This window comes from Hyphomonas sp. (assembly GCF_036964145.1).
Taxonomy (GTDB): domain Bacteria; phylum Pseudomonadota; class Alphaproteobacteria; order Caulobacterales; family Hyphomonadaceae; genus Hyphomonas.
Map to the genome: position 1 here is coordinate 119854 of NZ_JBALUC010000003.1, position 25697 is coordinate 145550.

Annotated in this window: 34 protein-coding genes and 1 tRNA gene; 14 read left to right on the forward strand and 21 right to left on the reverse strand. The window is 60.4% G+C overall.

Annotated features, from left to right (window positions below; genetic code table 11):
* Positions 1 to 36 precede the first annotated feature (36 nt).
* Both secD and secF read left to right on the forward strand, forming a co-directional pair.
* Positions 37 to 1644 carry a protein translocase subunit SecD gene (gene secD, locus V7660_RS10300; protein WP_335602955.1) on the forward strand — a complete coding sequence of 536 codons (1608 nt, stop codon included), beginning with the start codon at positions 37 to 39 and terminating at the stop codon, positions 1642 to 1644.
* A 19-nt stretch (positions 1645 to 1663) separates the two neighbouring features.
* Positions 1664 to 2647, forward strand: a complete 984-nt coding sequence (gene secF / locus V7660_RS10305) for a protein translocase subunit SecF (RefSeq protein WP_335602956.1) — start codon at positions 1664 to 1666, stop codon at positions 2645 to 2647.
* A 16-nt stretch (positions 2648 to 2663) separates the two neighbouring features.
* Here secF and V7660_RS10310 read toward each other — a convergent pair whose 3' ends face one another.
* The gene (locus tag V7660_RS10310) at positions 2664 to 3227 is read right to left on the reverse strand and encodes a TIGR00730 family Rossman fold protein (RefSeq protein ID WP_335602957.1); all 564 of its coding nucleotides are present in this window, start codon (positions 3225 to 3227) and stop codon (positions 2664 to 2666) included.
* A 146-nt stretch (positions 3228 to 3373) separates the two neighbouring features.
* On the opposite strand from V7660_RS10310, the gene V7660_RS10315 reads away from it, so the two are divergent.
* Complete coding sequence (locus V7660_RS10315; RefSeq protein WP_442910042.1) at positions 3374 to 5221, forward strand: ABCB family ABC transporter ATP-binding protein/permease; 1848 nt, start codon at positions 3374 to 3376, stop codon at positions 5219 to 5221.
* A gap of 15 nt (positions 5222 to 5236) precedes the next feature.
* On the forward strand, positions 5237 to 6100 hold the full coding sequence (locus V7660_RS10320) for a phosphatidylserine decarboxylase (RefSeq protein WP_335602959.1): 864 nt from the start codon (positions 5237 to 5239) through the stop codon (positions 6098 to 6100).
* On the opposite strand, the gene V7660_RS10325 is transcribed toward V7660_RS10320, so the two are convergent.
* Positions 6097 to 6312, reverse strand: coding sequence for a DUF2842 domain-containing protein (locus V7660_RS10325; RefSeq protein ID WP_335602960.1), 216 nt, complete (start codon positions 6310 to 6312; stop codon positions 6097 to 6099). The genes V7660_RS10320 and V7660_RS10325 overlap by 4 nt on opposite strands.
* Positions 6313 to 6385: 73 nt before the next feature.
* Between V7660_RS10325 and V7660_RS10330 the strand changes: the two genes are divergently transcribed.
* The gene (locus V7660_RS10330; RefSeq protein WP_335602961.1) at positions 6386 to 7432 is read left to right on the forward strand and encodes a COX15/CtaA family protein; all 1047 of its coding nucleotides are present in this window, start codon (positions 6386 to 6388) and stop codon (positions 7430 to 7432) included.
* Here V7660_RS10330 and V7660_RS10335 read toward each other — a convergent pair.
* Positions 7410 to 8219: a hypothetical protein gene (locus V7660_RS10335; RefSeq protein WP_335602962.1), complete on the reverse strand. Its 810-nt coding sequence runs from the start codon at positions 8217 to 8219 to the stop codon at positions 7410 to 7412. The two genes, V7660_RS10330 and V7660_RS10335, sit on opposite strands and share 23 nt — an antisense overlap.
* A 200-nt stretch (positions 8220 to 8419) precedes the next feature.
* Here V7660_RS10335 and rplM point away from each other — a divergent pair, with 200 nt between their 5' ends.
* The 3 genes from rplM (at position 8420) to argC (ending at position 10410) form a co-directional block, all read left to right on the forward strand.
* Positions 8420 to 8884 carry a 50S ribosomal protein L13 gene (gene rplM, locus V7660_RS10340; RefSeq protein ID WP_335602963.1) on the forward strand — a complete coding sequence of 155 codons (465 nt, stop codon included), beginning with the start codon at positions 8420 to 8422 and terminating at the stop codon, positions 8882 to 8884.
* 44 nt (positions 8885 to 8928) lie between these two features.
* A complete protein-coding gene (gene rpsI / locus V7660_RS10345) occupies positions 8929 to 9375 on the forward strand; it encodes a 30S ribosomal protein S9 (protein WP_233347546.1) in 447 nt (148 codons plus the stop codon).
* Between the two features lie 87 nt (positions 9376 to 9462).
* Entirely contained in the window at positions 9463 to 10410 is a 948-nt protein-coding gene (gene argC, locus V7660_RS10350; RefSeq protein WP_335602964.1) for an N-acetyl-gamma-glutamyl-phosphate reductase, read from the forward strand.
* A gap of 2 nt (positions 10411 to 10412) precedes the next feature.
* Here the strand turns inward: argC and V7660_RS10355 are convergent, their stop codons facing one another.
* The gene (locus tag V7660_RS10355; RefSeq protein ID WP_335602965.1) at positions 10413 to 12242 is read right to left on the reverse strand and encodes a PHA/PHB synthase family protein; all 1830 of its coding nucleotides are present in this window, start codon (positions 12240 to 12242) and stop codon (positions 10413 to 10415) included.
* 72 nt (positions 12243 to 12314) lie between these two features.
* Between V7660_RS10355 and V7660_RS10360 the strand changes: the two genes are divergently transcribed.
* The 6 genes from V7660_RS10360 (at position 12315) to V7660_RS10385 (ending at position 18344) form a co-directional block, all read left to right on the forward strand.
* Positions 12315 to 12752 (forward strand): hypothetical protein, encoded by a 438-nt coding sequence (locus V7660_RS10360; RefSeq protein ID WP_335602966.1) that lies wholly within the window; start codon positions 12315 to 12317, stop codon positions 12750 to 12752.
* Complete coding sequence (locus V7660_RS10365; RefSeq protein ID WP_335602967.1) at positions 12749 to 13957, forward strand: LL-diaminopimelate aminotransferase; 1209 nt, start codon at positions 12749 to 12751, stop codon at positions 13955 to 13957. The genes V7660_RS10360 and V7660_RS10365 overlap by 4 nt, the downstream gene beginning before the upstream one ends.
* A 110-nt stretch (positions 13958 to 14067) precedes the next feature.
* On the forward strand, positions 14068 to 15321 hold the full coding sequence (locus tag V7660_RS10370) for a homoserine dehydrogenase (RefSeq protein WP_442910043.1): 1254 nt from the start codon (positions 14068 to 14070) through the stop codon (positions 15319 to 15321).
* A gap of 57 nt (positions 15322 to 15378) precedes the next feature.
* Positions 15379 to 16332, forward strand: coding sequence for a class II fructose-bisphosphatase (gene glpX / locus V7660_RS10375; protein ID WP_335602969.1), 954 nt, complete (start codon positions 15379 to 15381; stop codon positions 16330 to 16332).
* 65 nt (positions 16333 to 16397) lie between these two features.
* Positions 16398 to 18191 carry a single-stranded-DNA-specific exonuclease RecJ gene (gene recJ / locus V7660_RS10380; protein ID WP_335602970.1) on the forward strand — a complete coding sequence of 598 codons (1794 nt, stop codon included), beginning with the start codon at positions 16398 to 16400 and terminating at the stop codon, positions 18189 to 18191.
* Positions 18192 to 18269: 78 nt separating this feature from the next.
* Positions 18270 to 18344 (forward strand) — tRNA-Glu (locus V7660_RS10385).
* A gap of 3 nt (positions 18345 to 18347) precedes the next feature.
* On the opposite strand, the gene V7660_RS10390 is transcribed toward V7660_RS10385, so the two are convergent.
* The 17 genes from V7660_RS10390 to V7660_RS10470 form a co-directional block, all read right to left on the reverse strand.
* Entirely contained in the window at positions 18348 to 19430 is a 1083-nt protein-coding gene (locus tag V7660_RS10390) for a site-specific integrase (protein ID WP_335602971.1), read from the reverse strand.
* A gap of 8 nt (positions 19431 to 19438) precedes the next feature.
* On the reverse strand, positions 19439 to 19669 hold the full coding sequence (locus tag V7660_RS10395; protein ID WP_335602972.1) for a hypothetical protein: 231 nt from the start codon (positions 19667 to 19669) through the stop codon (positions 19439 to 19441).
* A complete protein-coding gene (locus V7660_RS10400; protein ID WP_335602973.1) occupies positions 19669 to 20133 on the reverse strand; it encodes a GIY-YIG nuclease family protein in 465 nt (154 codons plus the stop codon). The genes V7660_RS10395 and V7660_RS10400 overlap by 1 nt, the downstream gene beginning before the upstream one ends.
* Before the next feature lie 217 nt (positions 20134 to 20350).
* Complete coding sequence (locus tag V7660_RS10405) at positions 20351 to 20704, reverse strand: hypothetical protein (protein ID WP_335602974.1); 354 nt, start codon at positions 20702 to 20704, stop codon at positions 20351 to 20353.
* The gene (locus V7660_RS10410; protein ID WP_335602975.1) at positions 20694 to 21152 is read right to left on the reverse strand and encodes a hypothetical protein; all 459 of its coding nucleotides are present in this window, start codon (positions 21150 to 21152) and stop codon (positions 20694 to 20696) included. The genes V7660_RS10405 and V7660_RS10410 overlap by 11 nt, the downstream gene beginning before the upstream one ends.
* Entirely contained in the window at positions 21142 to 21540 is a 399-nt protein-coding gene (locus V7660_RS10415) for a hypothetical protein (RefSeq protein WP_335602976.1), read from the reverse strand. The genes V7660_RS10410 and V7660_RS10415 overlap by 11 nt, the downstream gene beginning before the upstream one ends.
* A complete protein-coding gene (locus V7660_RS10420; protein WP_335602977.1) occupies positions 21537 to 21755 on the reverse strand; it encodes a hypothetical protein in 219 nt (72 codons plus the stop codon). Before V7660_RS10420 ends, V7660_RS10415 begins: the two co-directional genes overlap by 4 nt.
* Entirely contained in the window at positions 21752 to 22141 is a 390-nt protein-coding gene (locus tag V7660_RS10425) for a recombination protein NinB (protein ID WP_335602978.1), read from the reverse strand. Before V7660_RS10425 ends, V7660_RS10420 begins: the two co-directional genes overlap by 4 nt.
* On the reverse strand, positions 22141 to 23076 hold the full coding sequence (gene bet, locus V7660_RS10430; protein ID WP_335602979.1) for a phage recombination protein Bet: 936 nt from the start codon (positions 23074 to 23076) through the stop codon (positions 22141 to 22143). The genes V7660_RS10425 and bet overlap by 1 nt, the downstream gene beginning before the upstream one ends.
* Before the next feature lies 1 nt (position 23077).
* A complete protein-coding gene (locus V7660_RS10435) occupies positions 23078 to 23599 on the reverse strand; it encodes a siphovirus Gp157 family protein (protein WP_335602980.1) in 522 nt (173 codons plus the stop codon).
* A complete protein-coding gene (locus tag V7660_RS10440) occupies positions 23592 to 23807 on the reverse strand; it encodes a hypothetical protein (RefSeq protein ID WP_335602981.1) in 216 nt (71 codons plus the stop codon). The genes V7660_RS10435 and V7660_RS10440 overlap by 8 nt, the downstream gene beginning before the upstream one ends.
* Entirely contained in the window at positions 23807 to 24241 is a 435-nt protein-coding gene (locus V7660_RS10445; RefSeq protein WP_335602982.1) for a hypothetical protein, read from the reverse strand. The genes V7660_RS10440 and V7660_RS10445 overlap by 1 nt, the downstream gene beginning before the upstream one ends.
* Positions 24234 to 24506: a hypothetical protein gene (locus V7660_RS10450; RefSeq protein WP_335602983.1), complete on the reverse strand. Its 273-nt coding sequence runs from the start codon at positions 24504 to 24506 to the stop codon at positions 24234 to 24236. Before V7660_RS10450 ends, V7660_RS10445 begins: the two co-directional genes overlap by 8 nt.
* Positions 24503 to 24802: a hypothetical protein gene (locus V7660_RS10455; protein ID WP_335602984.1), complete on the reverse strand. Its 300-nt coding sequence runs from the start codon at positions 24800 to 24802 to the stop codon at positions 24503 to 24505. The genes V7660_RS10450 and V7660_RS10455 overlap by 4 nt, the downstream gene beginning before the upstream one ends.
* Positions 24795 to 25100 carry a hypothetical protein gene (locus V7660_RS10460; RefSeq protein ID WP_335602985.1) on the reverse strand — a complete coding sequence of 102 codons (306 nt, stop codon included), beginning with the start codon at positions 25098 to 25100 and terminating at the stop codon, positions 24795 to 24797. Before V7660_RS10460 ends, V7660_RS10455 begins: the two co-directional genes overlap by 8 nt.
* Positions 25097 to 25405: a hypothetical protein gene (locus tag V7660_RS10465; protein ID WP_335602986.1), complete on the reverse strand. Its 309-nt coding sequence runs from the start codon at positions 25403 to 25405 to the stop codon at positions 25097 to 25099. Before V7660_RS10465 ends, V7660_RS10460 begins: the two co-directional genes overlap by 4 nt.
* The gene (locus V7660_RS10470) at positions 25405 to 25689 is read right to left on the reverse strand and encodes a hypothetical protein (protein WP_335602987.1); all 285 of its coding nucleotides are present in this window, start codon (positions 25687 to 25689) and stop codon (positions 25405 to 25407) included. Before V7660_RS10470 ends, V7660_RS10465 begins: the two co-directional genes overlap by 1 nt.
* Between the last annotated feature and the right edge of the window lie 8 nt (positions 25690 to 25697).

Genomic DNA, 25697 nt, shown 5'->3' on the forward strand with positions numbered 1-25697 from the left:
CCCGCTTGCGGCCCTTCGGATGACAAGGATTCCCGCATGCTTCAATTTCCACCCTGGAAGGTTGCGCTCGTTCTGCTGACATTGGCGTGGGGCGTCGTGATGGCGCTGCCGAATGTCGTGAACATGGACGATGCGCCGGGCTTCATGCCCAAGAAAGGCGTCAATCTGGGGCTCGACCTTCAGGGCGGCGTCTACCTGATGATGGAAATCAATCCGGACGAGGTGATTGCCAACCGTCTGGAAGTGTTTGCCGGCGATGTGCGCAGCGCGCTCACCAATGTGGCCCCCTCCGAACGCATCGGCCATTTGCCGGACGTCAAGGGTCGCCAACTGGAAATCACGCTGACGCGCCCTGACGCCGATGGCAATTTCCCGATGGATGAAGCCCTGCGCCGCATGCGCAAGCTGAACAGCAATGTGGAAGGCGCCATTGGCGGCGCGAAGACCTATGACATCGAACAGCGCGGCAATGACCGCATCATCGTGACGGTTCCGGCGGCGTCGGAAGAAGCGCTGATGAAGGACGCGCTCGGCAAGACGATGACCATTGTCCGCCGCCGGGTCGACCCGGATGGCGTTTCCGAAATCGCGATCACGCCGCAGGGCAATGACCGCATCATCCTGGAGGCGCCCGGCGAGCCTGACCCGCAGCGCCTGAAGGATCTGCTCAGCCGTGACGGCAAGATGACGTTCAACCTCGTGGATGACAGCCCGTCTGCCATTACCTCGGCGCAGGCCGGTGTGCCGCGCGCAGGGTATCGCCTGCTGGAAGGCCCTGAGACCGGGCCGCTTCTCGTGCGCAACATTCCAGAAGTGACGGGCGCCGATATCGCGAATGCCGCGCAAGGCTTCGACGAAGGCAACCGGCCTCAGATCAATTTCCGCCTGAACAGCAATGGTGCGCGGAAATTCTATGAGACCACCCGCAACAATTCCGGCAAGCCCTTCGCCATCGTTCTGGACGATGTGATCATGTCCGCGCCCCGTATCAATGAGCCGATCCCGGGCGGCAACGTCCGCATCACCGGCTCATTCACGCAGGAAGAGGCCCAGGATCTCGCCGCCATCATCGAGGCCGGTGAGATGCCAGCCAAGGTTCAGTTCCTCGACCAGCGCACCGTCAGCGCGACGCTGGGGCATGACTCCATTCGCGCCGGCACGCGCGCCTCCATGATCGGCCTCGCCCTGGTTGCGATCTTCATGATCATTGCCTACGGGCTGATGGGTGGCTTCGCCGTCGGGTCGCTCGCGGCCAATATCGTGCTGATCCTGGGCGCATTGTCAGGCCTTGGCGCCACGCTGACCCTGCCGGGGATTGCGGGCATCATCCTGACCATCGGTATGGCGGTGGATGCCAACGTGCTTGTCTTCGAGCGTATCCGCGAGGAGCAACGCAACGGGCGCTCCCCGATGACGGCGGTACAAGCCGGTTACGAGCGCGCCTTCTCGACCATTCTCGATGCCAACGTCACCACACTGATCGCGGCCATCATCCTTTACCTTCTGGGCTCCGGTCCGGTGAAGGGCTTCGCTGTGACCCTTGCCATCGGTATTGTCACATCGGTGTTCACCGCCTTCGTCGTGACCCGCTGGTTCACGGTCATGTGGCTGAAAACCTTCCGTCCCAAGAAGCTCGCGGTCTAGGCCCGGGAGGAGATACGATATGCTACTCAAATTCTGGCCCCAGAAGACTAATCTGAGCTTCATGAATCTTCGCCTGATCGGCGCGGTCGTGTCGTCGCTGTTGATTGCGGCGTCGGTGTTCTTCCTGTCGACCCGTGGCCTCAATTTCGGCGTCGACTTTGCCGGCGGCACCGTGATGGAGCTGGAGCAGACGGACACGGTCACCGTCGAGGCTGTGCGTCAGGCCATGCCGCTCAATGCGGATGTGAACAGCGCGGTCGGGACCGATGCGCGCAGCATCGTCGTGGTGAAATATGGCGAAGCGGATGCGTCCGTGCTGGGCGAAGCCTTTCAGGCCTTGCCGGTCAGCGAGCAGGCGGAACGCGCCACCGGGGCTACCAATGAATTGGTGACGGACACGCTGAAAGAGACCCTGGGCATCACAGATGACCAGATCCTCCGCAATGATTCCGTCGGACCGAAAGTCTCGCAGGAGCTATTCCGCGACGGGATCACGGCGCTGGTCGCCGCACTGGTCCTCATGCTGGTCTATATCTGGTTCCGGTTCGAGTGGCAGTTCTCGATTGGCGCCGTGGCAGCGCTCGCACATGACGTGATCATCACGCTGGGCGTGTTTGCGTTCCTGCAGATGGAATTCAACCTGACCACCATCGCGGCCCTGCTGACCATCATCGGTTACTCGATGAACGACACGGTGGTCGTGTTCGACCGCGTGCGGGAAGAGAAGCGCAAATACAAGAAGATGCCCGACAAGGAGGTCATCGACCTCGCCCTGAACGGCACGCTGTCGCGTACCTTGCTGACGTCCGGCACGACCCTGCTGGCCCTGTTGGCCATCTTCTTCCTCGGCGGGCCTGTCCTGCGCGGGATGAGCTTTGCGCTGATCTGGGGTGTGCTGATCGGGACGTATTCGTCCATCTTCATCGCCTCGACCATCGTTCTGGCGCTGGGCATGGACCTCAACAAGAAGCCACTGGAAGACGTCCAGGGCTTTCAGGGCTGAGGGGCCGCCTCGCGACCTAGCTGTCGAGGACTATGATCTTGTCCCTCAAGGCATCGATGGCCTTTTTCGGCGTGTCGCTATGAACCAGGGAGGCTCGGAAGGATTCCGGCGTGAACTTGCCGTCAATGATGTGTTCCATCAGCTCGAAGAAGGGTGACCAGAAGCCATCTTCGTCAAGGAATGCCATCGGCTTGGCATGAAGGCCGAGCCGAGCCCAGGACAGGATCTCGACGGCTTCTTCCAGCGTACCAATACCGCCCGGCAGCACGATGAAAGCGTCAGCCTCCTCGTACATCATCTGCTTGCGTGTGTGCATGTCATCAACGATGCGATGCTCGACTTCCTCGTAGATGCGCTCTTTGCTGAGCAGGAAGCGTGGCATGACCCCAAGCACATCCCCAGCTGCTTCATGCGCGGCGCGGGCGCAGGCGCCCATCAGGCCAACGCCGCCGCCGCCATACACAAGGCGGATGTCACGTTTCGCGAGTTCGCGGCCGAGTTCCTCTGCCAGCTTGATATAGCCCGGCAGGACATTATCGGACGCGCCGCAATAAACGCAGATGGACTTGATTTTCGTCATGCGGGTTTCGCCTTTCCAGCTTGCATCCCTCGGGAGCGTCGTGTGCCCTATATGAGGGCTTCCAATACTCCACCAGTGACAATTTCAGGACGTTTCGCGGTCCAGCGCAACACGCAGGGTTTGCTGATCTGTCATTTTGTTACCATATGCGGGCGATGACGAATCCCCACACCGCCGCCGCAGACCATGACAAGATCGAGAGCGCCGATGGCGGGATCGGTGTTTCCATCGTGCGTATCCTGAAGCTTCTGGCACGGCCGGAACTGTCGAAATGGCGGCCGATCATGGTCATTGCCATTCTGGTGACGCTGGCTGCGTCTGTTCTGGAAGTTGTGTCGCCTTTGTTGCTGGGCCATGCGATCAACCGCGCTGTCCCCGAAGGCGGGGAAGCTGCGGCTTTTGGCGCGGCGGCTTACTGGCTGGCCATCGGGATCGGGGTGCGTTTTCTTGCAGCGGCGCTGCCTCAGGCGCGGGACTGGCTGTTCTCGCCCGTCAGCCAGGACGCGCAACGCATTGCCAGCGTCGACGCCTTCGGCCATGCGCAATCGCTGTCCCTGAATTTTCACCAGACGCGGCGCACCGGCGCGCTGAACCGCGTGATCGAACGCGGCGCGAGTGCCATCGACTATCTGATCCGGTTCCTCGCCTTCAATATCGGCCCGACCTTCGTGCGGCTGGTGCTCGCCTCCATTGCGCTCGGCGTGGCGTATGATTATCGCCTGTCCCTGATCGCGGTGTTCACGATCATCATCTATGTCATTGCAACGGTCATCATCACCGAATGGCGCGTGCGCCAGCGCCGGCGCATGAATGAAGCCGACACGCATTTCCGGGCAACATCGGTCGACATCCTGACCAATTTCGAGACGGTGAAGTCCTTCGCTGCGGAACGCCGTGAGACGGGCCGCTTCAATGATGCCATGCGCAATTACAATCATCGCTACGTCGATGCCGTGCGGTCCATGTATGTGCTGAACGCGACCCAGGCCGTGGTCATGAATGCCGGCTTGCTGGCGGTGCTCGTCCTGTCCGCGTGGAATGTCATTCAGGGCACAATGCGTGTCGGCGACCTGACGGCCGTGATGCTGATGCTTCTGTCGCTCTATGCGCCGCTGAACATCCTCGGCTGGGCCTGGCGGGAGATCAAGCAGGGCGCGGTGGACCTTGAAAAGCTCTACGGGCTGCTCGCCATGAAAACCGAAGTGGCCGATGCGCCAGATGCCATGCCGCTCTCGAAGCCTGCCGGTCATGTCGAGTTTCGCAATGTCGGCTTCAACCATGAAGGCCGCGCCGTCGGCGTGCAGGATGTCAGCTTTGACTTGTCCCCCGGCCGCAAGATCGCCTTCGTTGGCACATCCGGTGCCGGCAAGTCGACGCTGCTCAAGCTCCTGTTCCGCTTCTATGATGTCGATCAGGGCAGTGTGCTGGTCGATGGGCAGGATGTCAGATCGCTGACACAGGAATCCCTGCGCAAGGCGCTGGGACTGGTGCCTCAGGATGTCGTCCTGTTCAATGACACGATCCGGTCCAACATCGCTTACGCTCGTCCTGATGCGAGTGATGAAGAGCTGCGGGATGCTGCGCGCCGGGCGCAATTGCTCGATTTCATCGAATCGCTTCCCGAAGGCTGGTCGACCCGCGTGGGAGAGCGCGGGCTGAAACTGTCCGGCGGGGAAAAGCAGCGGGTAGGAATTGCGCGGGTGATCCTGGCTGATCCCGCCATTCTCGTGCTTGATGAGGCGACATCGGCGCTCGACAGTGCAACGGAAGAGGCCGTGCAGGACGCACTTGAAGATGCCTCTGAGGGCCGAACCACCCTCATGGTGGCGCACCGCTTGTCGACGGTGAAATCCGCCGACGAGATCATCGTCCTTGAGGCCGGCCGGATCATCGAACGTGGCACGCATGCAGACTTGCTGGCAAAAGGCGGCAAATATGCTGATATGTGGGAAAGGCAGGCCAAGAGCGCGGAGATCGCGCTCGCGGCGGAATAGAGAAAGCTGGCGGGCATGACAGAAGACCTTGAGCGAAAAACGACCCCCTGGTTGACGGGCGGACTGGATTGGGAAGGCGTCGCAGCAGCGCTGGCCTGTCTTCTGGTTGGCCTGTTGTTGAGCTGGGTCTGGGATCCGCTGTTCTGGGTCGGCTTTGCGGCCATGATCGCCGCGCTGATGGCCGCGCGCTGGTCCAACCGGGTCGCGCCGGATCTCGCCAATGGCATTGTGGCGCCCTGCGATGGCGTGGTCGTCTCGGTGACCCGCACGGATGCGCCGGGTGAGATGCGGATGACGGATTCGGCGACGACCCGTATCCGGATTTCTTCGTCTCCTGCCGCCACCAACAGGCTCTACGCGCCGATTGCCGGCAGTCTCGAAAGCCTGATAACGGAAGACGGCGAACATTCTGTCCCATTTGCCATGCGGCCCGATGCAGACGGGCTCGCGGTCTCATATTTGTTGTTTGAAAGCCGCGCCCAGCAGGTCGGGGTCAGGATTGCCACCGGCGGTCTGGGGCCGCGTCAGGAACTGGAGGCCGAAACAGGCGATATCATGCGCCTTGGACGTGTGTTCGGAAAGCGGCGGCTCGGCGGCTGGTGCGATGTCTATGTCCCCGCGAATGCAGGCCAGCTGATCTGGCCGGGTCAGACCCTTGTGGGCGGCGAAACAGTTCTGGGCCGCCTCAAATCCGGGATGGATGAAGACGAATTTGAAAGTATGTCAGGCGAGGCGGGTGAGCTCCCGCTCGGCGTCACTGATGACGAAGAGATTGAAGAGGATGATTATCCGGAGCCCGATGAGGCGGACACGCCGGATGATCCGGCCGTCATGCTTGCGCGCCTCAAGGAAGCCACCAAGAACAAGCCGGAAGACTAGTCTTCCTGTGGCGGCGCGCCGCGATTCATCCAGGCGAAGATCGGTTTGAACGGGATGATCCAGCCGATTCCCGCGAACACGTAGAACAGCATCATCGCCCATTTGGGCCAGGTCGAGACCATTGGCGCGACAGAGCCGACCATGATTATCCAGCAGACCATGAAGCCCAGCAGGATCAGGCTGGCGATGATTTTCTTGGTCGGATAGCTCATGGCTCGATCTCTCAGCTGCACATGCGACTTTGCCGCCTCTTGCACGGGCGTCTGCTTGGATCATGTATCGCGCATGAGTGAAACGTCAAAAATCAGTCCGTCCGCAATCTGGATCCGTCGCTGGCTGATCCTTGTAGGCCTGATGGTCTACGCCATGATCCTGATTGGCGGAGCCACACGCCTGACCGATTCCGGTCTGTCCATTACCGAATGGAATCCCGTCAGTGGCGCTCTGCCGCCGCTTTCCGAAAGCGCATGGCAGGTAGAGTTTGCGAAATACCAGCAGACCGCCGAATACCAGTTCGTGAATCAGGGCATGTCGCTGGCCGAGTTCCAGAAGATCTTCTGGTGGGAGTGGGGACATCGATTCTTTGGCCGCATGATCGGGCTGGTCGCTGTCGCAGGTTTTGCCTTCTTTGCCATTCGTCGCTGGCTGACAAAGCGCCTCACCTGGCATCTGGTCGCGCTGATCGGACTGGGCGGCCTGCAAGGAGCCATCGGCTGGTGGATGGTTGCGAGCGGCATTGGCGAAACGACCCGCGTTGATGTGGCGCCATACCGGCTGATGACGCATTTCATGTTAGCCCTGCTGATCATCGCCTATGTCGCCTGGCTCTGGCACGATCTGGGCGCAAAAGCGCGTCCGATGGTGCCGGACCTGGCCCGAACCGTGGCCGTGGTGCTTCTGGTCGCGATTTTCCTCCAGATGGCTGCCGGGGCTCTGGTCGCCGGTCTTGATGCGGGCCGGTCCTACAATGACTGGCCGCTGATGGCGGGGGAAATTGTCCCTTCACACTATCTGGAAGACGGGCTGGGCGGGCGCAGCCTGTTTGAAGGACGCGCCGCAACGCAATTCAACCACCGTCTCCTCGCATACCTGATCTGGGCGGGATCGCTCGCGTCAGCATGGGCGTTCCGGAGCACGCCGCTTCGCCAGGATTTCCGCTGGCTCGCCATACTCGTCACCCTGCAGGCCGTGTGGGGAATCCTCACACTGGTGCATGCCGCCCCGATGAACCTTGCTCTGGTTCATCAGGGTCTTGGCGTGATTGTGACTTTGGCAGCGGTGCGGCTGGTCTGGCGGTCGCGCGGCGCGCCTAGCGTGAGCCTGCCAGCGTAAGCGCGCTCGGATCGACAAAGACGGCCTGGTGCTGGTCGGGGCCTGTCTCGCCCGCGATCACGATCACGCCGCCGGGATAGCCGCCATTCATCATCGTGCCCATGGCTGCCATGGCATCGGGCGTGTCCGGTGCGATAACGGTAATTCCATCACGCACGCTGACATCCTTGTTTGTCATGCCGAGATCGGTTGAAATCTGAAGGCCGCTGCCATCCTCTATAGAGAGCAGGGCATCGAAGTCTCCACGCGACAGCGAGGCGGCACTGGTCGCACGCGGGGAGGCGACCAGCGTGTCGCTCGTATAGGCGCACGATTTGATGCCAAAATCGGTGAAGGTCGATTCGCCAGCATCCCATGAGAACTCACCATTCTCTTCCCGCACAACGCCAGTCTGGAGCACGCGGTCATTTGTGGAGGTCCAGTAGGCGAGCCGCATGATGCCACTGGCACGCAGCGGGCCTGAGCACACGCCGACAACCGAACTTGTATCCGGGACGGGCAGGTCGACCTGTGCCGGGGCGAGCAGGCCCTCTCCATAGAGATAGGCCTTCAACTGTCCCTCACGGGTGATTCCGGGGAAAATCGTGACCGTGCTGCCCGCAAGGGTGGTGCTTTGGCCGCTGGCAAGGTCGGTCAGCCGGAAATTGGCCGGTTCGCCGAGAATCTCGCCATTCATGTTGAATAATTGCAGGCCGCCGCGCTCATAAGCGATCGCCAGCAGGCCTCCGAGGCCGCCAGACAGCGCCACAGCGTTGACTTTGCCCTGAAGTGGGCGGGTTGACCACACGGCCGGAAGCTCCACGCCTACAGCAATTTCAGGGGCTGCCGCCGGCTCTTCGGGGGCTTCGGCTTTCTTCGAGCATCCAACTGCTGTAAAAAGCAGGGTGAGGCCAAGCCCTGCGTTGACAACCGGGGAAGTGGCGCTTAAACGCCAGCGCTTGAATTGCATTCCATGAACTCCGAAAGCGAGAGGCTCTTAGTAGAGCGATGAAAACCTATAACGCACCAGCCAACGTAGAGCACAACTGGGTCGTGATCGACGCGACCGATGTCGTCGTCGGACGCCTTGCTTCATATGTCGCCAAGCGCCTGCGCGGCAAGCACCGTGCTGACTTTACACCCCATATCGATACGGGCGATCACGTCGTCATTATCAATGCCGACAAGGTGAAATTCACCGGTCGCAAGATGACGGACAAAGTGTACTACCGCCACACCGGTTATCCGGGCGGCATCAAGTCCACGACGCCGGAAAAAATCCTCAACGGTCGTTTCCCTGAGCGCGCGCTTGAACTCGCCGTGAAGCGGATGATGCCGAAAGAAAGCCCGCTGGCCCGCAAGCAGTTCTCGAAACTGCACGTCTATGGCGGCGCGGATCACCCACACGAGGCCCAGAAGCCCGACGCTGTCGACTTCAAAGCCATGAACCGCAAGAACATCAAGGCGGCCTGATCAACATGACTGACACTGCAAACTCCCTCCAGGATCTTGGCGCCATGTCCGGCGCAACGGAAGCTGAAGCTCCGGCCGCACCTATTGAGCCGAAGATCGACGCTCAGGGCCGCGCCTATGGCACGGGCCGCCGGAAAGAGGCTGTCGCCCGCGTCTGGATCAAGCCGGGCACCGGCAAGATCACGATTAACGGCCGTGACCAGGAACAGTATTTTGCGCGCCCTGTGCTGCGCATGGTGATTGCCCAGCCGCTGGTTGAAGCCGGTCGCGAAGGCGAGTTTGACATCATCGCAACCGTGAAGGGCTCCGGCCTCTCCGGTCAGGCAGGCGCTGTGCGTCACGGCCTGTCGCGCGCCCTCGTCAATTACGAGCCAGGCCTGCGCGCGGTCCTCAAGCCGTTCGGCTTCATGACCCGTGACCCACGCGTCGTCGAGCGCAAGAAGTATGGCCGTGCAAAAGCACGCCGCAGCTTCCAGTTCTCGAAGCGCTAGGCCGCACACCGAATACGATTATTCAGGCGGGCGCTTCGGAGACGGAGCGCCCGTTTTATTTTGTCCAGAATTTGGAACACACTCGCTATGCTGCCCAAGGTATTCATCGATGGCGAAGCCGGGACGACTGGTCTTCAGATTGCCGAGCGCCTGCGGGCTCGTACCGACCTCGAACTGGTGTCGATCGATCCAGACAAGCGCAAGGACAATACCGAGCGTGCACGCCTGATGAATGCTTCTGATGCGGTCATCCTGTGCCTGCCGGATGATGCGGCGCGGCTCGGTGTGTCGCTCGTCACCAATCCGAACACGGTCATCATTGATGCCTCCACCGCGCACCGCGTGGCCAATGGCTGGACCTATGGCTTCCCGGAGATGGACAAGGGTCAGCGCGCGGCGATCCAGGCCTCCCGGCGCATTTCAAATCCGGGCTGTTATCCGACCGGCGTGATCGCGCTCCTGCGTCCACTCGTGTCGAAATGGCTCGTGCCGACGTCCTGGCCCATCGTGGTCTCAGCTGTCTCCGGATACACAGGTGGCGGCAAGGCCATGATCGCGGAGTTCGAGGACGCCGCATCAAACACCTATTCGGAAGACAATCACAGGATCTATGCGCTTGGGCAGAAGCACAAGCATCCGCCCGAGATGAAGAAATTCTCCCGGCTGGAACATATGCCGGTCTTCATGCCGTCCGTGGGACGGTACGCCCAGGGTATGATCGTTGAGATCGGCCTGCCGCTCTGGGCAATTACTGGCAAGCCGCGCCGCGCGCAGATCCATGCGGCGCTGGCAGACGCCTATCTAGGTGAGCGCTTCGTGAATGTCCCGTCCCTAGCTGAGTGCGATGCATTGAAAGGCGTCGAGCCGGAGGCCTGCAACGGGACAAACCGGATCGATCTGTTCGTGTTCGGCTCGGACGAAGAGGCACGCCTGGTGGCGCGGTTCGACAATCTCGGCAAGGGTGCATCCGGCGCGGCCGTCCAGAACCTCAACATCGCTCTCGGTCTTGATGAGGATGCCGGGCTGATTGCCTGAGTCTAACCGAGTTTGATGTCTTCCAGACGTACTCTGGCATAAGTGCCCGGCGCGGCTCCGAGGCCCATGTCCTTCGGCTGCTTGGCAACAACCTTGCGGCCAGATTTCGGACGCAACCATTCCCACCAGGTTGGCCACCAGGAGCCTGCGTGCTCCTCGGCCCCTTCGAGCCATTCTTCGCCGGAGTCTGGTAGGGCGCCATTATTGGTCCAATGGCAATATTTTCCCGAATCCGGATGGTTCACGACGCCGGCAATATGGCCTGAGGCGGCGAGGATGAAGTTCGTCTTGCCGCCAAACACTTTGGCCGTGCGATAGACGCTTTCCATCGGACAGATGTGATCGTCGCGGCTGGCCTGTACCATGATCGGGATGTCGACTTGTTTCAGGTCCACGGTTTCGCCGAGCACCTTGAACTTGCCACGTGCGAGCTTGTTCTCTGCGTAGCAGTCTTTCAGATATTTCCGGTGTACCTTGCCGGGAATATTGGTCTGGTCCGCATTCCAGTAGAGCAGGTCGAACGGGCGCGGTTCCTTGCCCAACATGTACTGGTCAATGACATAGCGCCAGACGAGGTCGATCGGGCGCAGCCAGTTGAACGTCTCATACATCATCGAGCCGGGCATGATGCCATCATTTTCCTCGATGATGGAGTCGATATAGGCGCGGCCATTGTCGTCGGTGAAGACTTTCAGGTCTCCGGCCAGGCTGAAATCGGACTGGGACGCAAAGAAGGTCACGGATTTGATGCGGTCATCGCCGGTCGCCGCCATATGGCCGAGCGCGGAGGAGAGCAGGGTGCCACCAATGCAATACCCGACCGCGTTGAGACCTTTCTGGCCGGTGGCCTGAAGCGTGGCCTCGACGGCGGCATAGACGCCCTTCTTCACATAGTCGTTCCAGGTGTAGTCACACGTGACTTCATCTGCTGAACGCCATGACACGACAAAGACCGAAAGGCCCTTGTCGAGTAACCAGCGGATCATCGAATTCTCCTCGCGCAGATCGAGGATGTAGAATTTGTTGATCCAGGGCGGGAAGATCAGCAACGGACGGGAATAAGTCTGCTCGCCGGGTGGCTTGTACTGGATCAGCTCGATGAGGTCGTTCCGGAACACGACTTCACCGGGCGCGGTCGCGATATTCTTACCGAGCTTGAACGGGGTCTCATCGGTCTGGGTGATGTAGAGTTTGCCATTGCCCTTTTTGACGTCATCTCGGGCCATGCGAATACCGGCCAGCACACTCTCGCCGCCGCTTTCGAAGAAGTTGCGCAGAGCTTGCGGATTACTGCCGAGATGGTTGGTCGGCGCGAGACTGTCGGCCAGTTGTTGGCTGAAGAATTTTGCGCGCAGATGAATGTTGTCCGGCAGGTCGTCCTTCACATGGTCGGCCAGGCCCATCAGCCACTTGGCGTTGAGATCATAGGCCTTGCGGATGAATTTGAAGCCGGGATTGCGATCCCATTCCGGATCGGAAAAGCGTTTGTCCCTGACCGCATTGGCAGCGCCGGTCATGCCTTCCAGTGCCATTTCCTGCCAGAGCTCCATCCAGCCCTGCATGAGCTGCATGTTGGCGTTCATCAACGCAGCGGGGTTCTTCGCAAAGCTCTGGCCCACGGCGCGGAAAGCTTCGCCTACACCCATTGGGTCGCCATTCGTCACAGTGCCGAGAGGCCCTGATCCTGACAGGACGTCTAGCAACAGGGCGTGAGATTCTGTATTGGCCAGCGCCAGCGTGGTCAGCAGGGACTGCATTTGCACGGGGTTTTGCTGGGCGAGGATCTCGGCGAGCAATGGCTGGCTGTCTTTATTGTTCTTGCGGTCGACCATTCGTCCCAATATCGCCTTGTTTAGCCGCCTCTAACTATTCTACTGAATAATTGTGATTTAATGAGTTTAACCATGAAAAACACGGCGATTCCCCTCATAAGTGTGTGCTGTCTGCTATTGGCAGCATGTACGGGGTCGTTTTCAAAGGTCAGGACTGCCATCGACCAAGCGCCGGACTGGTATGATGCGCGCCGTGTGGAGATACGTGGCGAAGGCTATCCTGAAATCATCGACGTTCCGGTCATCGCCGAAGGGGCGACGCCCGGACAGACCCTGCCGGCATCGAAATCACGCGGAGCAGAGCTACGCGCGATATTTGCGGACAGCGCGCGAGCGGTTCCGCCCGCAAATATCGCTGCCGAGATAGAGGATCTCCAAGAGACCGTCCGGCGCGAATTTGCGGGCTTTGAGGCCAGCTCCGACTTCCTGACGGATGAGGAGATCGCGGCCATTCGATCCGCTTTCGATGTTCCACGAGTTACGAGGGGCCTTCGGGCCGCCAGCAGATGAATACAGATTTCCACAAGATCCGCCGACTACCCCCTTACGTCTTTGAACAGGTGAACCGCACCAAAGCTGCCCTGCGCGCGCAAGGTGCGGACATTATCGATCTCGGCATGGGCAATCCCGACATGCCGACGCCAGAACACATCGTCGACAAGCTGTGCGAAACAGCGCGCCGGCCAGATGTGAACGGCTATTCCGCCTCACGCGGCATCAAGGGCCTGCGCCGCGCCGTGACCAATTACTACCAGCGCCGCTTCGACGTCTCGCTCGACATGGACCGGGAAGTCATCGTGACGCTCGGCTCGAAGGAAGGGTTTGCGAATCTCGCCCAGGCCATCTCTGCGCCAGGCGATGTCATACTGTCGCCGGACCCGTCCTACCCGCTTCATTCCTTCGGCTTCATCATTGCCGGGGCGTCCATCCGCAGTGTGCCCGCGCACACGCCGGAAGAATATTTGTCCAATCTCGGCAAGGCCGTAAAGTATTGCGTGCCACCGCCGACAGCGATGGTGCTGTGCTTCCCGTCGAACCCAACGGCCGAAGTGTGCGATCTCGACTTCTACAAGGAAGCCGTGAAGTTTGCACGCAAGCATGATTTGATCGTCCTGTCGGATCTTGCCTACAACGAAATCTATTTTGATGAGCCCACCCCTTCGATCCTTCAGGTGGAGGGCGCGAAGGACATTGCGGTCGAATTCACCACCATGTCGAAGACCTATTCCATGGCAGGCTGGCGGATCGGATTTGTGGCCGGCAATGAGAAACTGGTTGGCGCGCTGGGCCGTGTGAAATCCTATCTCGACTATGGCGCCTACACGCCAATCCAGGTCGCGGCTGCCGCAGCGCTGGACGGCCCACAGGATTGCGTTGATGAATTCCGTCAGATCTACCGCTCGCGGCGCGACGTGCTGGTCGAGAGCTTCACCCGCGCGGGCTGGCCCATCCCATCTCCCAAAGCTTCGATGTTTGCCTGGGCCCCCATTCCGGAACCGCTCAAGGACATGGGCAGCCTCGAATTCTCGCTGCAGCTGATCAATGAGGCGCATGTGGCCGTCGCGCCGGGCGCGGGCTTTGGTGAGCAGGGCGATGGGCATGTCCGCATCGCGCTGGTCGAGAATGAGCAACGTATTCGACAGGCTGCACGTAATATCCGCAAATTCCTGCAGACTCGCGGGATCAAGGATATACAGTCCGCCGCGGCAGAGTAGCGCGCGCTCTCGACGCATACGTCCAAACCCGCTATGCGCTGCCCCTGAACGTCAGACACTCAAGCTGAGAGGGTAACCAATTGGGGCCGTTGAGAATAGGTATTGCAGGTTTGGGCCACGTCGGATGTGGTCTCATCGAACTGGTTGAGCGGCAGGAGCGCCTGCGCATTCCAGGGCAGATTGAGATTACCGGCGTGAGCGCTCGCAGCCAGTCTCGCAACCGGCCCGTCGACACCAGCAAATATCGCTGGTTCGACGACGCGGCGACTCTGGCTGAAGACCCGGATGTCGACGTCTTCGTGGAATTGATCGGCGGCTCCGACGGCCCGGCGAAATTTGCCGTCGAGGAAGCCCTGAAAGCCGGCAAGCCGGTCGTCACGGCCAACAAGGCGCTGATGGCGAAGCACGGTATGGCGCTGGCCAAGCTGGCGGAAGAGAAACAGGTCGACCTGCTGTTCGAAGCGGCCGTCGCGGGTGGCATCCCGGTTGTGCGCGTGTTGCGCGACAGTCTTGCCGGCGTCGAGATCAAGCGCGTTGCCGGCATCCTGAACGGAACCTGCAACTTCCTGACGACCGAAATGCTCGCCACAGGCCGGGCTTATGAAGAGGTGCTCGCCGAGGCCCAGAAGCTCGGTTATGCCGAGGCGGACCCGACGCTGGACGTGTCCGGCATGGACGCGGCGCACAAGGCCGCCATTCTTTCTGCCATTGCGTTCTCCGCGGATCTCGACTTCTCGAAGGTTGAAGTCTCGGGCGTGGACGGGATCGAGTTGCTCGATCTGCGCCTGGCCGACCGGCTCGGCCTGCGCATCAAGCTGATCGCAGAAGGCGTCCTGACCGATGACGGGGTTGTGTGCCGGGTTGAGCCGATGGCGTTGCCCATCGCGCACCCGCTGGCCCGCATTGACGGGTCCCTGAATACGGTCCGCATCGAAGGTGACCCAGTGGGCGCCGTGACGCTGACAGGCCCCGGTGCAGGCGCGGGACCCACTGCGAGCGCCGTTATGGGAGATGTCGCAAAGCTTTTCCGGCCGGCGATCCGCCCGGCCTTCGGGCGCGCAGAACACCATATGGCACGGCCGTTCACGACCGGGCGCAAGGATGAGGTGGCCCACTTCTTCCTGCGGGTACGACTGGCCGACAAGCCTGGCGCGCTGGCCGCACTTTCAGAGTCTCTCGCAGCCGAGGGTGTATCTGTCGATAAGCTGCTTCAGGATTCAGCAGATGAGACTGGCGCCAGCCCGATTGCCATTGTCACACACCGGTGCGAACGGTCAAATATGGACGCGGCCTTGGCGCGATTGGAAAAATTTGCAATTGCTGTCGATCCGCCGCGCCTGATCAGGATCGAGTCGGCAAGCTAATTGCTTTAGTCTGGCGCAGAGCCCTTAAGTTTTGCGCGTTCGGAGAATTGAGAATTCATGAAAAATAGCGTTCTGACGCCCAGCCTCGCCGATTCCATGGTCCGTGTTACGGAGTCTGCTGCCATCGCGGCTGCCAAACTGGTTGGTCGCGGAGATGAAAAGAAGGCCGATGCTGCCGCAGTTGATGCGATGCGCACGGCGTTCAACGAAGTTGATTTCAAGGGCCGTGTCGTGATCGGCGAAGGTGAGCGCGATGAAGCGCCCATGCTATATATTGGCGAGGAAGTCGGGACCGGCAAAGGCGCGGAAATCGACATTGCACTCGATCCTCTTGAAGGCACAACCCTCACCGCAAAAGCCATGTCGAATGCGCTCGCGGTTCTGGCCATCGCGCCGCGCGGGGGCCTGCTGTATGCGCCCGACACCTATATGGACAAGATTGCCGTTGGGCCGGGGTATCCGGAAGGCATCATCAGTCTCGATGCAACGCCCGCTGAGAACATTCAGGCGCTGGCCAGGCACAAGGGCGTGGATGTCACCGACATGACCGCTTGCGTACTGGACCGCCCGCGCCATGAGGGGATCATCGAGAGCCTGCGTTCCGTTGGCGCCCGGGTTGCCCTGATCACGGATGGTGACGTGGCTGGCGTGATCGCCACCACGAACCCGCACACCGGCATCGATCTCTATGTTGGCCAAGGCGGCGCCCCTGAAGGCGTGCTCGCAGCGGCAGCCTTGAAGTGCGTCGGTGGCCAGATGCTTGGACGCCTCGTGTTCCGCAATGATGACGAACGCAAGCGCGCCGAGAAAACAGGCATTACCGATTTCGGCCGCACCTACGCACTGAATGAACTGGCCTCCGGGGACACGGTGTTCTGTGCCACCGGTGTGACGGATGGATCCATGTTGAGCGGTGTGAAGTCTTCCGATGGCCGTGTGCACACGCATACGCTCGTGATGACGTCGATCGACGGCATGGTCCGCTATGTGCGGTCCGACCGGAAAGTCTGAGCCGGGCGTTTCCCGTGACAGCGCAGATGCGTTAGAATCTCCGGGAAGCGATTCCCGGAGACCTCATGGCTGATCCTGCCCTCAAGCAAGACAATACGCTGTTCGACGTGCAGAGATCGGCCACGGGCCGGTTCTGGACGCTTGCGTCTGTGGATGAGGCCCTGGTGCGCCGCCTTCAGCCCAGTGTGGGTGGATCGGACTTGCTGGCCCGCTTGCTGGCCACGCGCGATGTCGCCCCGGAAGAGGCCCCTGCCTATCTGTCTCCCACCCTGCGGGAGACATTCCCGGACCCTTCCAGCTTTTCCGACATGGACAAGGCGGCGAAAATTGTCCTCGACGCCATCCTTGAGAAGAAGCGCGTCACGGTCTTTGCAGATTACGATGTCGATGGCGGCACGAGCTCCGCCATCCTTGCGCGATACTTCCGCGCATGGGGCGAAGATCTCGGCCTCTACGTGCCTGACCGGCTGGAGGAGGGCTATGGCCCGTCGCCCGCAGCGTTCCGGCACTTGAAGGATAAGGGCGCCGAACTCGTCATCACGGTGGATTGTGGCGCGGCGGCAGTCAGCGCGCTGGAAGAGGCCGAAACGATTGGTCTGCCCATTGTCGTGATCGATCACCATTTGATGGCCGGGCACCATCCGCCCGCAGCGGCGCTCGTCAACCCAAACCGGCCGGACTGTAATTCCGGGTGCGGACATCTTGCTGCGGCAGGCGTCGTGTTTGTGTTTGCGGCGGCGCTGAACCGTCTGGCACGGGAGCGCGGCATCGCGCCTCCAGATGGCCTGCCGGACATCATGTCCTTTCTGGACCTCGCCGCGCTCGGAACCTTGTGCGACATGTCTCCCTTGCGCGGCGTGAACCGCGCCTTTGTCAGGCAGGGACTCAGCATTCTGTCGCGCGGCCAGAATGAAGGCCTGCGCGCACTGGCGGAAGTCTCCGGTATCAGCAAGGTGGATAGCGTCTATCATGCGACGTTCATGCTTGGCCCCCGCCTAAATGCGGGCGGGCGGGTCGGCGATCCATGGATTGCGGCGAAACTTCTGGCTACGGATGATCGCGCCGAAGCGATTGCCCTCGCAGAGCGCCTGCATGCCCTCAATGATGAGCGCAAGGCCGTCGAGGCGGCGATCCTTGATCAGGCCACCGCACAGGCCGAACAGGCCCTGCAGCGTAACCCGGATCGCGGTATCCTGGTCGCGGGTGGCGAAGGCTGGCATCCCGGCGTAATCGGCATTGTGGCCGGACGCCTGAAGGAACGGTTCCACCTGCCCTGCATAGTCATTGGCTGGGGGCAGGGGCTGGGCCCCGTCGCCAAGGGGTCCGGCCGGTCGGTGACCGGGGTGAATATTGGCGACGCGATTTCCGCGGCCGCGCGCGAAGGAATCATTCTCTCCGGCGGGGGCCATGCAATGGCGGGCGGACTGAGTCTCGAACCCGAACAGATCCCGGCGTTCGACGAGTGGATGGTCAGCCATATGGCGCAGTTTACAGCGGAGCGTGCTGCGGCGCTGGAGCTGCCGGTGGATGCGGTTCTGTCGCCGGGTGCGGCGTCTCCGGCGCTGGTGGACCAGATCGCCGGTATCGGGCCGTTTGGGGTTGGCTCTCCCGAACCTGTCTTCGCGCTGCAATCCGTGCACGTCACCGGCGTTCGGCAGGTGGGCGCAAACCATTTGAAGTTCACTGCCGAGGATTCCAGCGGCCGTCTGGATTGCATCGCCTGGCGCAGCGCCGACCAGCCTCTGGGCGAGGTGATCCGTCCCAATGCGCGGCTGCATGTGATTGGAAAATTGAAAGCGGATGAGTGGAATGGCCGGCGCCGGGTGCAACTGGATGTAAGTGATGCAGCTGAAGCATGATTTATCTGCAGAAACCCCGTTTAAACCGCTTTACGAGTCCAAGATGAGCAGCTATATCGCCTGTCTTCGAGCCGGTGCGGTCCCTTCGTCTATCGGTTAGGACGCCAGGTTTTCAACCTGGAAAGAGGGGTTCGATTCCCCTAGGGACTGCCATCGCTATTCTCCTTCTGTAGTATCTGTTGCAGGACCGGGAGCGCCCATTGTCCCAGTTCTGGAATGGGACTGCACGGATGGGACGCTTTGTTCCCCGAATGCCCTCTCGGCAAGCCGCTCCTGGTTGGCGGCTTCGGTGTAGCGTTCGATCTCTTCCAGCGTCTTGTGACCTGTCACCGCGCGAATCTCGTGCACAGACCTGCCTGCCTCTGCCATGTGCGTTGCGCGGGCCTTCCTGAGCCCGTGAGCGCGGCATTCCTTCGGGAGCCCGGCCTTGTCACACCAGAGAGCAAACTGGTTGCCGAAACTGTCGCCATTCTTGAAGCCAAGGAAGGTCAGGCCGTTGGTCGGTGTTGCCCGCATCGCCGCGGCAAGCTCCTGAATGATCGGAAGAACAAGGCGAGTGCCGGTCTTTTCCTGCTGAATATGCATCTTTGGGCCGCGGACGTGCTGAGGGCCCATACGGGCGACGTCTCCGCGGCGCTGGGCTGTGCAGTACAAAAGCTCCATTGCAAGCCTTTGACGCGTCCCCAGCGGCCAGTGGTCGCGGTATTGCTTGATCTCTTCATGCGTCCAGCACTGGAAGCCGTCGCCCTCTCTGAGCCGCCCTATGCCTTTGGCCGGGTTGCTATCCGCCAGCTTGCGGCCCATTGCCCAGCCATAGAGCGCTGAAATCACCTTGACCCGGTTGTTTGCCGCCGCGGGTGTGGCGCTGCGCTTGTCGCGTCCGGCCCGGACCGCCTCTGCGGACATGAGGGCGGGCTTTGACCCATGCTCGGCCTGCAGGTCCAGGAGGACGCCGCGGCGCGCTGCCTGCGTCCGGATCGCCAGTGTATTGAACTCAGGCGACGCAAGGTACTGCTCGATCAGGTGGCCAAGCGTGCCCTCCTGAAGGCCCGTGCGTTTCGGCTTGGCCTTCAGTGCGCCGGACAGCGCCCGGTTGTATCTATCGAAAAACTCGGCCGATCCGATCTCTACGCCGCGGGGATTAAGACGAATCTTCTGTCCTCCGCGGCGGAAGTACCAGCGCGTATTGCCGCGGGCATCGGTGTCCGAGCAGGTGTACTCCAAGTGGATGTCAGCCATGTCGTCCCTCATGCCGCGGCTCCATCCCACGCATCATTGGCGCGCTCGCCGCGATAGGGCAACCCATCGGCATAGTCGTCCAGGTCCCTCACATCCCAAAGGACAAGCCCGTCCTCTTCCCGCGGCGGGGCAATACGCCCCTCGCCGACAAGCTGGCGAAACTTGGTTTCACCCATGCCGACATAGTAGGCGGCATCAGAGGCTTTCAGGAGCCGTGGGATGAGTGGGCGGGACTTCATCAGTGCCTCGTCTCGTCCATATACTGGATGAATTGACCGGGCGTCTGGCGGCACCGATCGATCAGGTGCAGCACATCTTCACTATCGGAAAACCATTCGCCAGTCTGCCGCCAAGGGTGCAGGATGCGATGGATGGCCGCCTCTGTGGATTGATCGCCGTCGATGATGAGCAGCAGCTGGAGGCGTTCGGCGCATGAAGTTCTGATGCTGACCATCCGGTTGCGGAGGTCGTGCGAATATCCAATCTTGATATTGCCCGTGGTCAATCCTTTCAGGAAATAGACGCATTGGCGCTTCTGGCCGACAGGAGGAACGCCGAAAGCATCCATCTGGTCGTGCAGGTCGTCCGGCATATAGCCGTCCTTCACCTTCACGCTGACAGCGCCGTTCGGCAGGATTTGCACGTCCTCGATGCGCAGGCCGAACTCGTCACAAACTCGAATAATCTCTTGCGGCCTGCTCACTTCCCGTCCTCCGAAATCCTGAAGCATAGAGAATGCAACTCGGTGAGAAGATCTAGCGCGGGTAAGCCCTTCTCATACGCTTGCCTGCGTGCCCGGAAGAACTCCTCTTCGTTCATGTGCGATAGGTCTGGATTTCTCGCCAGCCATGTAGCCTGCCACGCACTGAGGGCTTCAGCGATCAAGGCAAGCTGATCCGCAGTAATGGTTGTCTGTCTGCTCACTTCCCGTCCTCCCCGGTCTCCTGTAGAGCGCGGATGGGGCGGTTCTCGAAAGCGGCATCGATGGACTGTACGATCTCCACATCCAAAAGTTGTCGACCATCCAGCAACTCGGTATAGTAGTCGCTTGAGCCCATATTCAGGTGGCTGATCTTCAGGTAGTCATACGGAACGCAGCCGAGCTGTACGATTTCCACAACCTGCTTATACATGTAGTAGCGTTTGCGGCGTGGACCGAAGAAATGGAAAACCTTGAGGATATCACCGACACAGATTGGCCTACCGTTTTTGTCCACCAACTCCCTTGACCCGCCTTCTTTCTCTAATCTCTCTATGAGGGCACTATAGGTCATGAGACTGGGCCTCCGGGGTGGTTTCCAGATCACGAAGCATCCGGTCCATTTCTGCCTGCTCGCTCTCATTGAATGCCTCGGAAGCTAAGCGCTTGGCCTCGCTCATGTGCCAGTCGTTGGTCTCTGGTGAGGGAGACATATCGTCGTTGCGAATATCCGATCCTGCCAGACCAAGGTGAGCGCCCGCAGCCACGAGTTTTGCTTGACCCGCCAAGCGTTCCCTCAGCTCCCCCACCTCTGCCTGTAGGGCGCGGATGGTGGCGTCCTTTGCACCGCGCTCTGGAAAGAAGCGCTCCAGGGCTACAACAACAAACCAATACTCAACAGAGTTTGATGGCTCCAGAATCTGCCCTATTGCGCCTGAGTTGGCTTTGCGATGCCTCTCGTAGGCTTCGGTTTCGATGGCGCCCCACTGCGCCCGTAACGTGTCTTCCACCCTATCCGTCATGGCTTTGCTCCTTGAGGGCTGGGCCGAACTTGTAAGCTCTTCTGGCGCGGTGGATGGCTTCCTTGATCTCAATACGCAGATCAGCCATATCCTTTGGGGCCAGCCCCTCTGCGCGGTACAGACAGGCGCAAATCGCGTTGATGCCGTCCAGAAGCCGCTCATTCTCCGCCACCAAAGCCTCCCGCTCTGCCTTTATGGCGGGGAAGGCGAGACGAAGGGCTTGGCTGAACCGTTGACGGTTACCAACAAACGCCACGCCTTCGGGTGTTGATAGGAATGTGCTTAGCTTAAACCCCGCTCCACAGTAGTCACGACGGGCGGCGAAGCTTTCCCTCCAATCCGCATCCAGCTTACTCAGCAACTCCCAGTCTACTTTATCAACGCTCATTGGTCGGGTCCTTTGTTGGCGAGTTCGGCCATGTCCTGCTTCCAGTTGGCGATACCCCTCATCATTCTGGCCTCTGATCGGATAATTGTGGCCTCAAAGGTCGGCATGTACTCTGCGCATGAATCAAGTTGCTTGGCAGCGTGGCGGAGATTGAACTCCAACTTCCTGATGCGCTTTTCCATGTCGTCGAAAAGTTCTTGTTCGCTGTCACTCATCCCACTTCATCCTTCGTGTTAAGGGTTACGCCGCGCTCTGCGGCAAATGCGTCGATCAGATCCATCAGCGCCGTCATCTGTTCCTTGCTGAGCGCTGACGAGGACCGGCCGAGATTCACCAGCCCGTTTCCGTTGATGTTCGGCACCATCCGCATTTCGTGGCCAAGCGCCTCCAGGAACATCAGTTTCCAGTCCTCCGGTGAGAGCGTCAGCCCGTGCCATTTCACCTCCCGCGCCACGATGGTCAGCATGGCCCACATCCTTGCGTTCTGGGGTATGCTGCGCTTGTTGCGCTTGGCCGTCAGGGTGAAGCCCAGCGGAGCCCGGCGAATATCGTGCAGGGCGGTCTGGCGTTGGGCTTCGGAGGTGACGCGGTAGGTGCTCATCAGGCAGCCTCATTCTCCGCCTCACGCTCAAGTTCCTCTGTGCGCGCATCCATCATCTCGCTAATGGAGAGTCCGGCATCCTTGTCGTCGCCCCACAAGCGGCGTAGCGCCTCCTTATTGCGCGCCCGGAAGTCCCTCACCTCCATCGTGGTATCCAGACCTCGCACATATTCTGCAATCCGGTCATAAATCTGTCCGGGGGCGATCATCTGGATCGGCTCACCCATCGCAAACTGGATGGCATACTCACCCGCACGTTTTCCGATCATCTGCTGACGGACTTCGGTTGCATGGGCCTCAATGGCTTCGGTCGGCAGCATGTTCTCATCCCACACCCCGCCGCTTTCGGCTTGCTCGTAAAGGCCACCAATATCCTCCGGCCAACCCTTGCGCAAAGCTTGTGCCTCGGCGCACTTGGCGATCATCAGGCGGGGCATCTTTCCCCAGGTATTGGACAGAGTCTTCTTTCCCGTAGGTTGCCGCTTGCCGGCCTGATCGTTCCACGCCCATTCATCCGTAACGTCTGCGTGCTCATCCCACCATGCCTCCCCAACAACAGGGTGCCATTGCCCACGATCATCCTGCTTGAAGACGGTGACGACCGCGCGGCTGATGCCAAGCGGATTGGTGGCTGTTTTCTCCGCGTCCATCTCGAACGCAGTTGGATCGCCCGCCGGGCGGTATCGACCGGACCGGGAAGCAATGGCTCGCAGGCCGCCAATCTCAACGATCAGTGACATGCGGCGCTTTTTCGGGTCCTTCGGGCTGAAGACCATCGCCATGATCTGGCGCTTCATTGGGTTCAGGCCATAGCCCTTGGCGGATTCGATAAACAGGTTGAACTCGTCATTGTTGGTCTCAGGCGCGCAGGTCTTGCGGATGATATCCAACTGCGCTGGGGTGAAGCCTTGGTGGTGTTGAACAAGGGCAGTCATGTCACTTTCTCCGAATGGTGATTGTGTCTGGGGACGGTTCCAGCATCACGCCGGGAACATCGCCATCGTCTGGGCCGAGCGCCTTAAGGTGCGCCTTCAGGCCCGCCTTATCGAGGACAGGATCGCCGCGCTTCCAGAATTGTGAGGGGATCTGGGACTCGTCCGTGATCACCATCTTGTCGGCGCGGGCGGACAAGGAAAGGGTGGCTTCTGCCAACTCCATTTTCCGCTGACCAAAGACCATGAGCGCCTGCTCCAGTTTTGCCTTGCGGCCGTTCTGGCGGTGGCGTATTCTTTCCTTGCGCTCTTTCAGTTGGCCCTCCCGGCTGACGATGCCGTCGATGAGTTCCTGGTCCCTGGCGATGCTGTCCACGACAACGCTCGCCATCTCGAAGAGGGAGGTTTCCCCCTCGACCATCCCAGCCAGCAATTCCTCATCATCCGCATCGGCACCAAGTGCCAGCTTCAGTGCGCGGGCGGCCTCGATCTCACGGTTGATCTTTGTGTCAACGCCATCAGCCATCGTTCAGTCCTTTCACTTTCTCCCGGACACGGGCAGACAGGTCAGGAAAATGAATCCTGGAGGCCGCCTTGCACATGTCGTTGCTTGCGATTGCTTCTTCCCGAGAGCCTGTCTCGGAAGCCCTGAACCGTTCCCGTGCGGCGCAATAGTCAGGGTCGCTGTGGCACAGGGCTTTCAGGTGTTCGTATTCGGAGAAGGAGGCGACCATCATCCTTCTCCTTTCAGGGTAGCGAGGGCGGCGGTGGCGGTGCGGTCACACTCGTGCAACGTGCGCTCCAAGATGTTCATCCAATCAAGTGTGCGGGTGTTCATGTCTGAGCGGTCGGTAGCGGTCATCCTGCAGGCCCCCTCTTTGTCAGACAGCGCCTTGATCTTCGCCAGCGCCTCCACTGCCTCCAGTAGGGCGGGGAGGGCGTTGATGGCTTCAACGATCAGGGCGGCGTTTGACTTATCGCTGACGTCATCACCAAGCACATTGAAGCCAGCATCATCATCGCATCGCGCAACTGCCCAGTTGTTGGCATCGTCGGGAGCAATGATACACTCAGGGTAATCCCTGTGCGTCTTCCACTTCCCCTGCGTCGCCTTTGCGCGCAATTCCCTCAGTCTTTCCACGAGGTCTGTCTTCTCTGGGTTAGTCATTGGGGGCGTCCTTCAGAAGCGCCTCAAGTTGCTCACGGGTCGGCCGCTCATCCTGCACACGCTCGCGCATATAGTTCAGGACACGTTGCTTCCCTCCGGCGTCCAGCGCGTCCAGCGCTTCAGCCACAATCGTAATGGCGTTGGCTTCAGCAGAGACGGGCTGCCTATCAATGACCGCGCCCTTGAGCTGCTCGACGCTGCGCAGGAAAACTCGCGTCGGCGCCTTGTCAGCCTTGGTCTCGTCAGTGTTTTTCTTCTCACTCATGCTGCGTTCCTTTCCAGATCTATGCTGATGTGTTCTGCGGTGACCGGCCCCTCATAGGCCCTGAACAGCCCCTCCATGATCGTCCGTGCGAGTTGCATTTCCGGTTCAAGAGCGGATCGGTAATTGTCGCCTGCCTCGGCATATTCGCGTTCCAGGTCCTGCCAGTAAGGCCGGTAGCTCTCGAAGGCTTGCTTGACGCCCTCAAGGCGCTCAGCGGCAAAGGCGCCCTCTATGGCCCGTGTCTGGACAGGGCAGCGCATGGGGTGGCGGGCTATGTGGCGGGAGAGCTCAAGCATCGTCAGCCTCCCGAACACTGTGATGAATTGACGGCTCGTGGCAGCCAAGGAATTTTGACTCTTCGCCCTCAGGACTGATGATGACGATTTCAAACTCGTCTTCGCCACGCTCCCAGCCGTCCCGTTCATGGTAGTCGTACTGACAGACGAAGTCGGCGGCGGTCTCGGCGTCAAAAATTCGCTCCCACTTGTGCAGATAGATTGGGCGCGCATCGTCCTTGGTCTCGCCGTCCTCTGGAAAGTATGCGAGCCAGTCAGACGGCTTTTTCTTCAGGTCGGCCTTGACGTCGTAGCTCATGCCGCTTCCCCTTTCCGATAGTGTTGGTCGTGGTATGCTTCTGTCAGCCGGAGGATTTCGCGCACCTTCCGGGCGTCCTCTGTCAGCATGTCGGTTGCGTCGGGAATGACCGCGCCGAGATCGTCGCCCAGCATGACCTGAAGGTTCGGGTACAGCAGATGCAGGACCCCGCGCTTCGAGTAGCTTCTGAACAGCCCATCAAGGACCATCCGAAGCTCACCGTCTGCAATCTCGTTGAACCGCTCTTGCTCGCTGGGCTCTCTCCGAGCGTGAGCCATAAGGGTGTCGTGGGCGTGGGAGGGCATCAGGCGGCCCTCCGGTGCATTAAATGGCGGAAGTTGCACCCGCAGCGCTGGCAGGTATCCGGATCGTTGCCGCGCGCATCATGGACGTGCGAAACGCTGCGCCAGAGTGCCTGCCGTATGGCGTCTTCCGGGTCGTACGGGTCAATGACCTTGCAGGCGGCCTCCACCAGAAACGACTCTTGCGAAGTCGGCACACCAGCTAGAAGCAAAAGCTCCGCGAATGCGTCGGCAAATGCCTCTTGCGCGCTTTGCAGGGCGTCGGTTGTCGCAGTCTTCGTGCGCATTGCTGCCC

Bases quoted from the DNA above. Each gene is read 5' to 3' on its own strand.
- V7660_RS10330 (WP_335602961.1), top strand. From the start codon at position 6,386: ATGAGTGAAACGTCAAAAATCAGTCCGTCCGCAATCTGGATCCGTCGC.
- V7660_RS10315 (WP_442910042.1), top strand. From the start codon at position 3,374: ATGCGGGCGATGACGAATCCCCACACCGCCGCCGCAGACCATGACAAG.
- glpX (WP_335602969.1), top strand. From the start codon at position 15,379: ATGAAAAATAGCGTTCTGACGCCCAGCCTCGCCGATTCCATGGTCCGT.
- V7660_RS10425 (WP_335602978.1), bottom strand. From the start codon at position 22,141: ATGAGCACCTACCGCGTCACCTCCGAAGCCCAACGCCAGACCGCCCTG.
- V7660_RS10465 (WP_335602986.1), bottom strand. From the start codon at position 25,405: ATGCCCTCCCACGCCCACGACACCCTTATGGCTCACGCTCGGAGAGAG.
- rplM (WP_335602963.1), top strand. From the start codon at position 8,420: ATGAAAACCTATAACGCACCAGCCAACGTAGAGCACAACTGGGTCGTG.
- V7660_RS10390 (WP_335602971.1), bottom strand. From the start codon at position 19,430: ATGGCTGACATCCACTTGGAGTACACCTGCTCGGACACCGATGCCCGC.
- V7660_RS10435 (WP_335602980.1), bottom strand. From the start codon at position 23,599: ATGGCTGATGGCGTTGACACAAAGATCAACCGTGAGATCGAGGCCGCC.
- V7660_RS10455 (WP_335602984.1), bottom strand. From the start codon at position 24,802: ATGCTTGAGCTCTCCCGCCACATAGCCCGCCACCCCATGCGCTGCCCT.
- V7660_RS10395 (WP_335602972.1), bottom strand. From the start codon at position 19,669: ATGAAGTCCCGCCCACTCATCCCACGGCTCCTGAAAGCCTCTGATGCC.
- argC (WP_335602964.1), top strand. From the start codon at position 9,463: ATGCTGCCCAAGGTATTCATCGATGGCGAAGCCGGGACGACTGGTCTT.
- V7660_RS10355 (WP_335602965.1), bottom strand. From the start codon at position 12,242: ATGGTCGACCGCAAGAACAATAAAGACAGCCAGCCATTGCTCGCCGAG.
- V7660_RS10325 (WP_335602960.1), bottom strand. From the start codon at position 6,312: ATGAGCTATCCGACCAAGAAAATCATCGCCAGCCTGATCCTGCTGGGC.
- V7660_RS10405 (WP_335602974.1), bottom strand. From the start codon at position 20,704: ATGACCTATAGTGCCCTCATAGAGAGATTAGAGAAAGAAGGCGGGTCA.
- secF (WP_335602956.1), top strand. From the start codon at position 1,664: ATGCTACTCAAATTCTGGCCCCAGAAGACTAATCTGAGCTTCATGAAT.
- V7660_RS10450 (WP_335602983.1), bottom strand. From the start codon at position 24,506: ATGAGTGAGAAGAAAAACACTGACGAGACCAAGGCTGACAAGGCGCCG.
- V7660_RS10310 (WP_335602957.1), bottom strand. From the start codon at position 3,227: ATGACGAAAATCAAGTCCATCTGCGTTTATTGCGGCGCGTCCGATAAT.
- V7660_RS10470 (WP_335602987.1), bottom strand. From the start codon at position 25,689: ATGCGCACGAAGACTGCGACAACCGACGCCCTGCAAAGCGCGCAAGAG.
- V7660_RS10445 (WP_335602982.1), bottom strand. From the start codon at position 24,241: ATGACTAACCCAGAGAAGACAGACCTCGTGGAAAGACTGAGGGAATTG.
- secD (WP_335602955.1), top strand. From the start codon at position 37: ATGCTTCAATTTCCACCCTGGAAGGTTGCGCTCGTTCTGCTGACATTG.
- V7660_RS10320 (WP_335602959.1), top strand. From the start codon at position 5,237: ATGACAGAAGACCTTGAGCGAAAAACGACCCCCTGGTTGACGGGCGGA.
- V7660_RS10420 (WP_335602977.1), bottom strand. From the start codon at position 21,755: ATGAGTGACAGCGAACAAGAACTTTTCGACGACATGGAAAAGCGCATC.
- recJ (WP_335602970.1), top strand. From the start codon at position 16,398: ATGGCTGATCCTGCCCTCAAGCAAGACAATACGCTGTTCGACGTGCAG.
- V7660_RS10415 (WP_335602976.1), bottom strand. From the start codon at position 21,540: ATGAGCGTTGATAAAGTAGACTGGGAGTTGCTGAGTAAGCTGGATGCG.
- V7660_RS10410 (WP_335602975.1), bottom strand. From the start codon at position 21,152: ATGACGGATAGGGTGGAAGACACGTTACGGGCGCAGTGGGGCGCCATC.
- rpsI (WP_233347546.1), top strand. From the start codon at position 8,929: ATGTCCGGCGCAACGGAAGCTGAAGCTCCGGCCGCACCTATTGAGCCG.
- bet (WP_335602979.1), bottom strand. From the start codon at position 23,076: ATGACTGCCCTTGTTCAACACCACCAAGGCTTCACCCCAGCGCAGTTG.
- V7660_RS10360 (WP_335602966.1), top strand. From the start codon at position 12,315: ATGAAAAACACGGCGATTCCCCTCATAAGTGTGTGCTGTCTGCTATTG.
- V7660_RS10460 (WP_335602985.1), bottom strand. From the start codon at position 25,100: ATGAGCTACGACGTCAAGGCCGACCTGAAGAAAAAGCCGTCTGACTGG.
- V7660_RS10440 (WP_335602981.1), bottom strand. From the start codon at position 23,807: ATGGTCGCCTCCTTCTCCGAATACGAACACCTGAAAGCCCTGTGCCAC.
- V7660_RS10365 (WP_335602967.1), top strand. From the start codon at position 12,749: ATGAATACAGATTTCCACAAGATCCGCCGACTACCCCCTTACGTCTTT.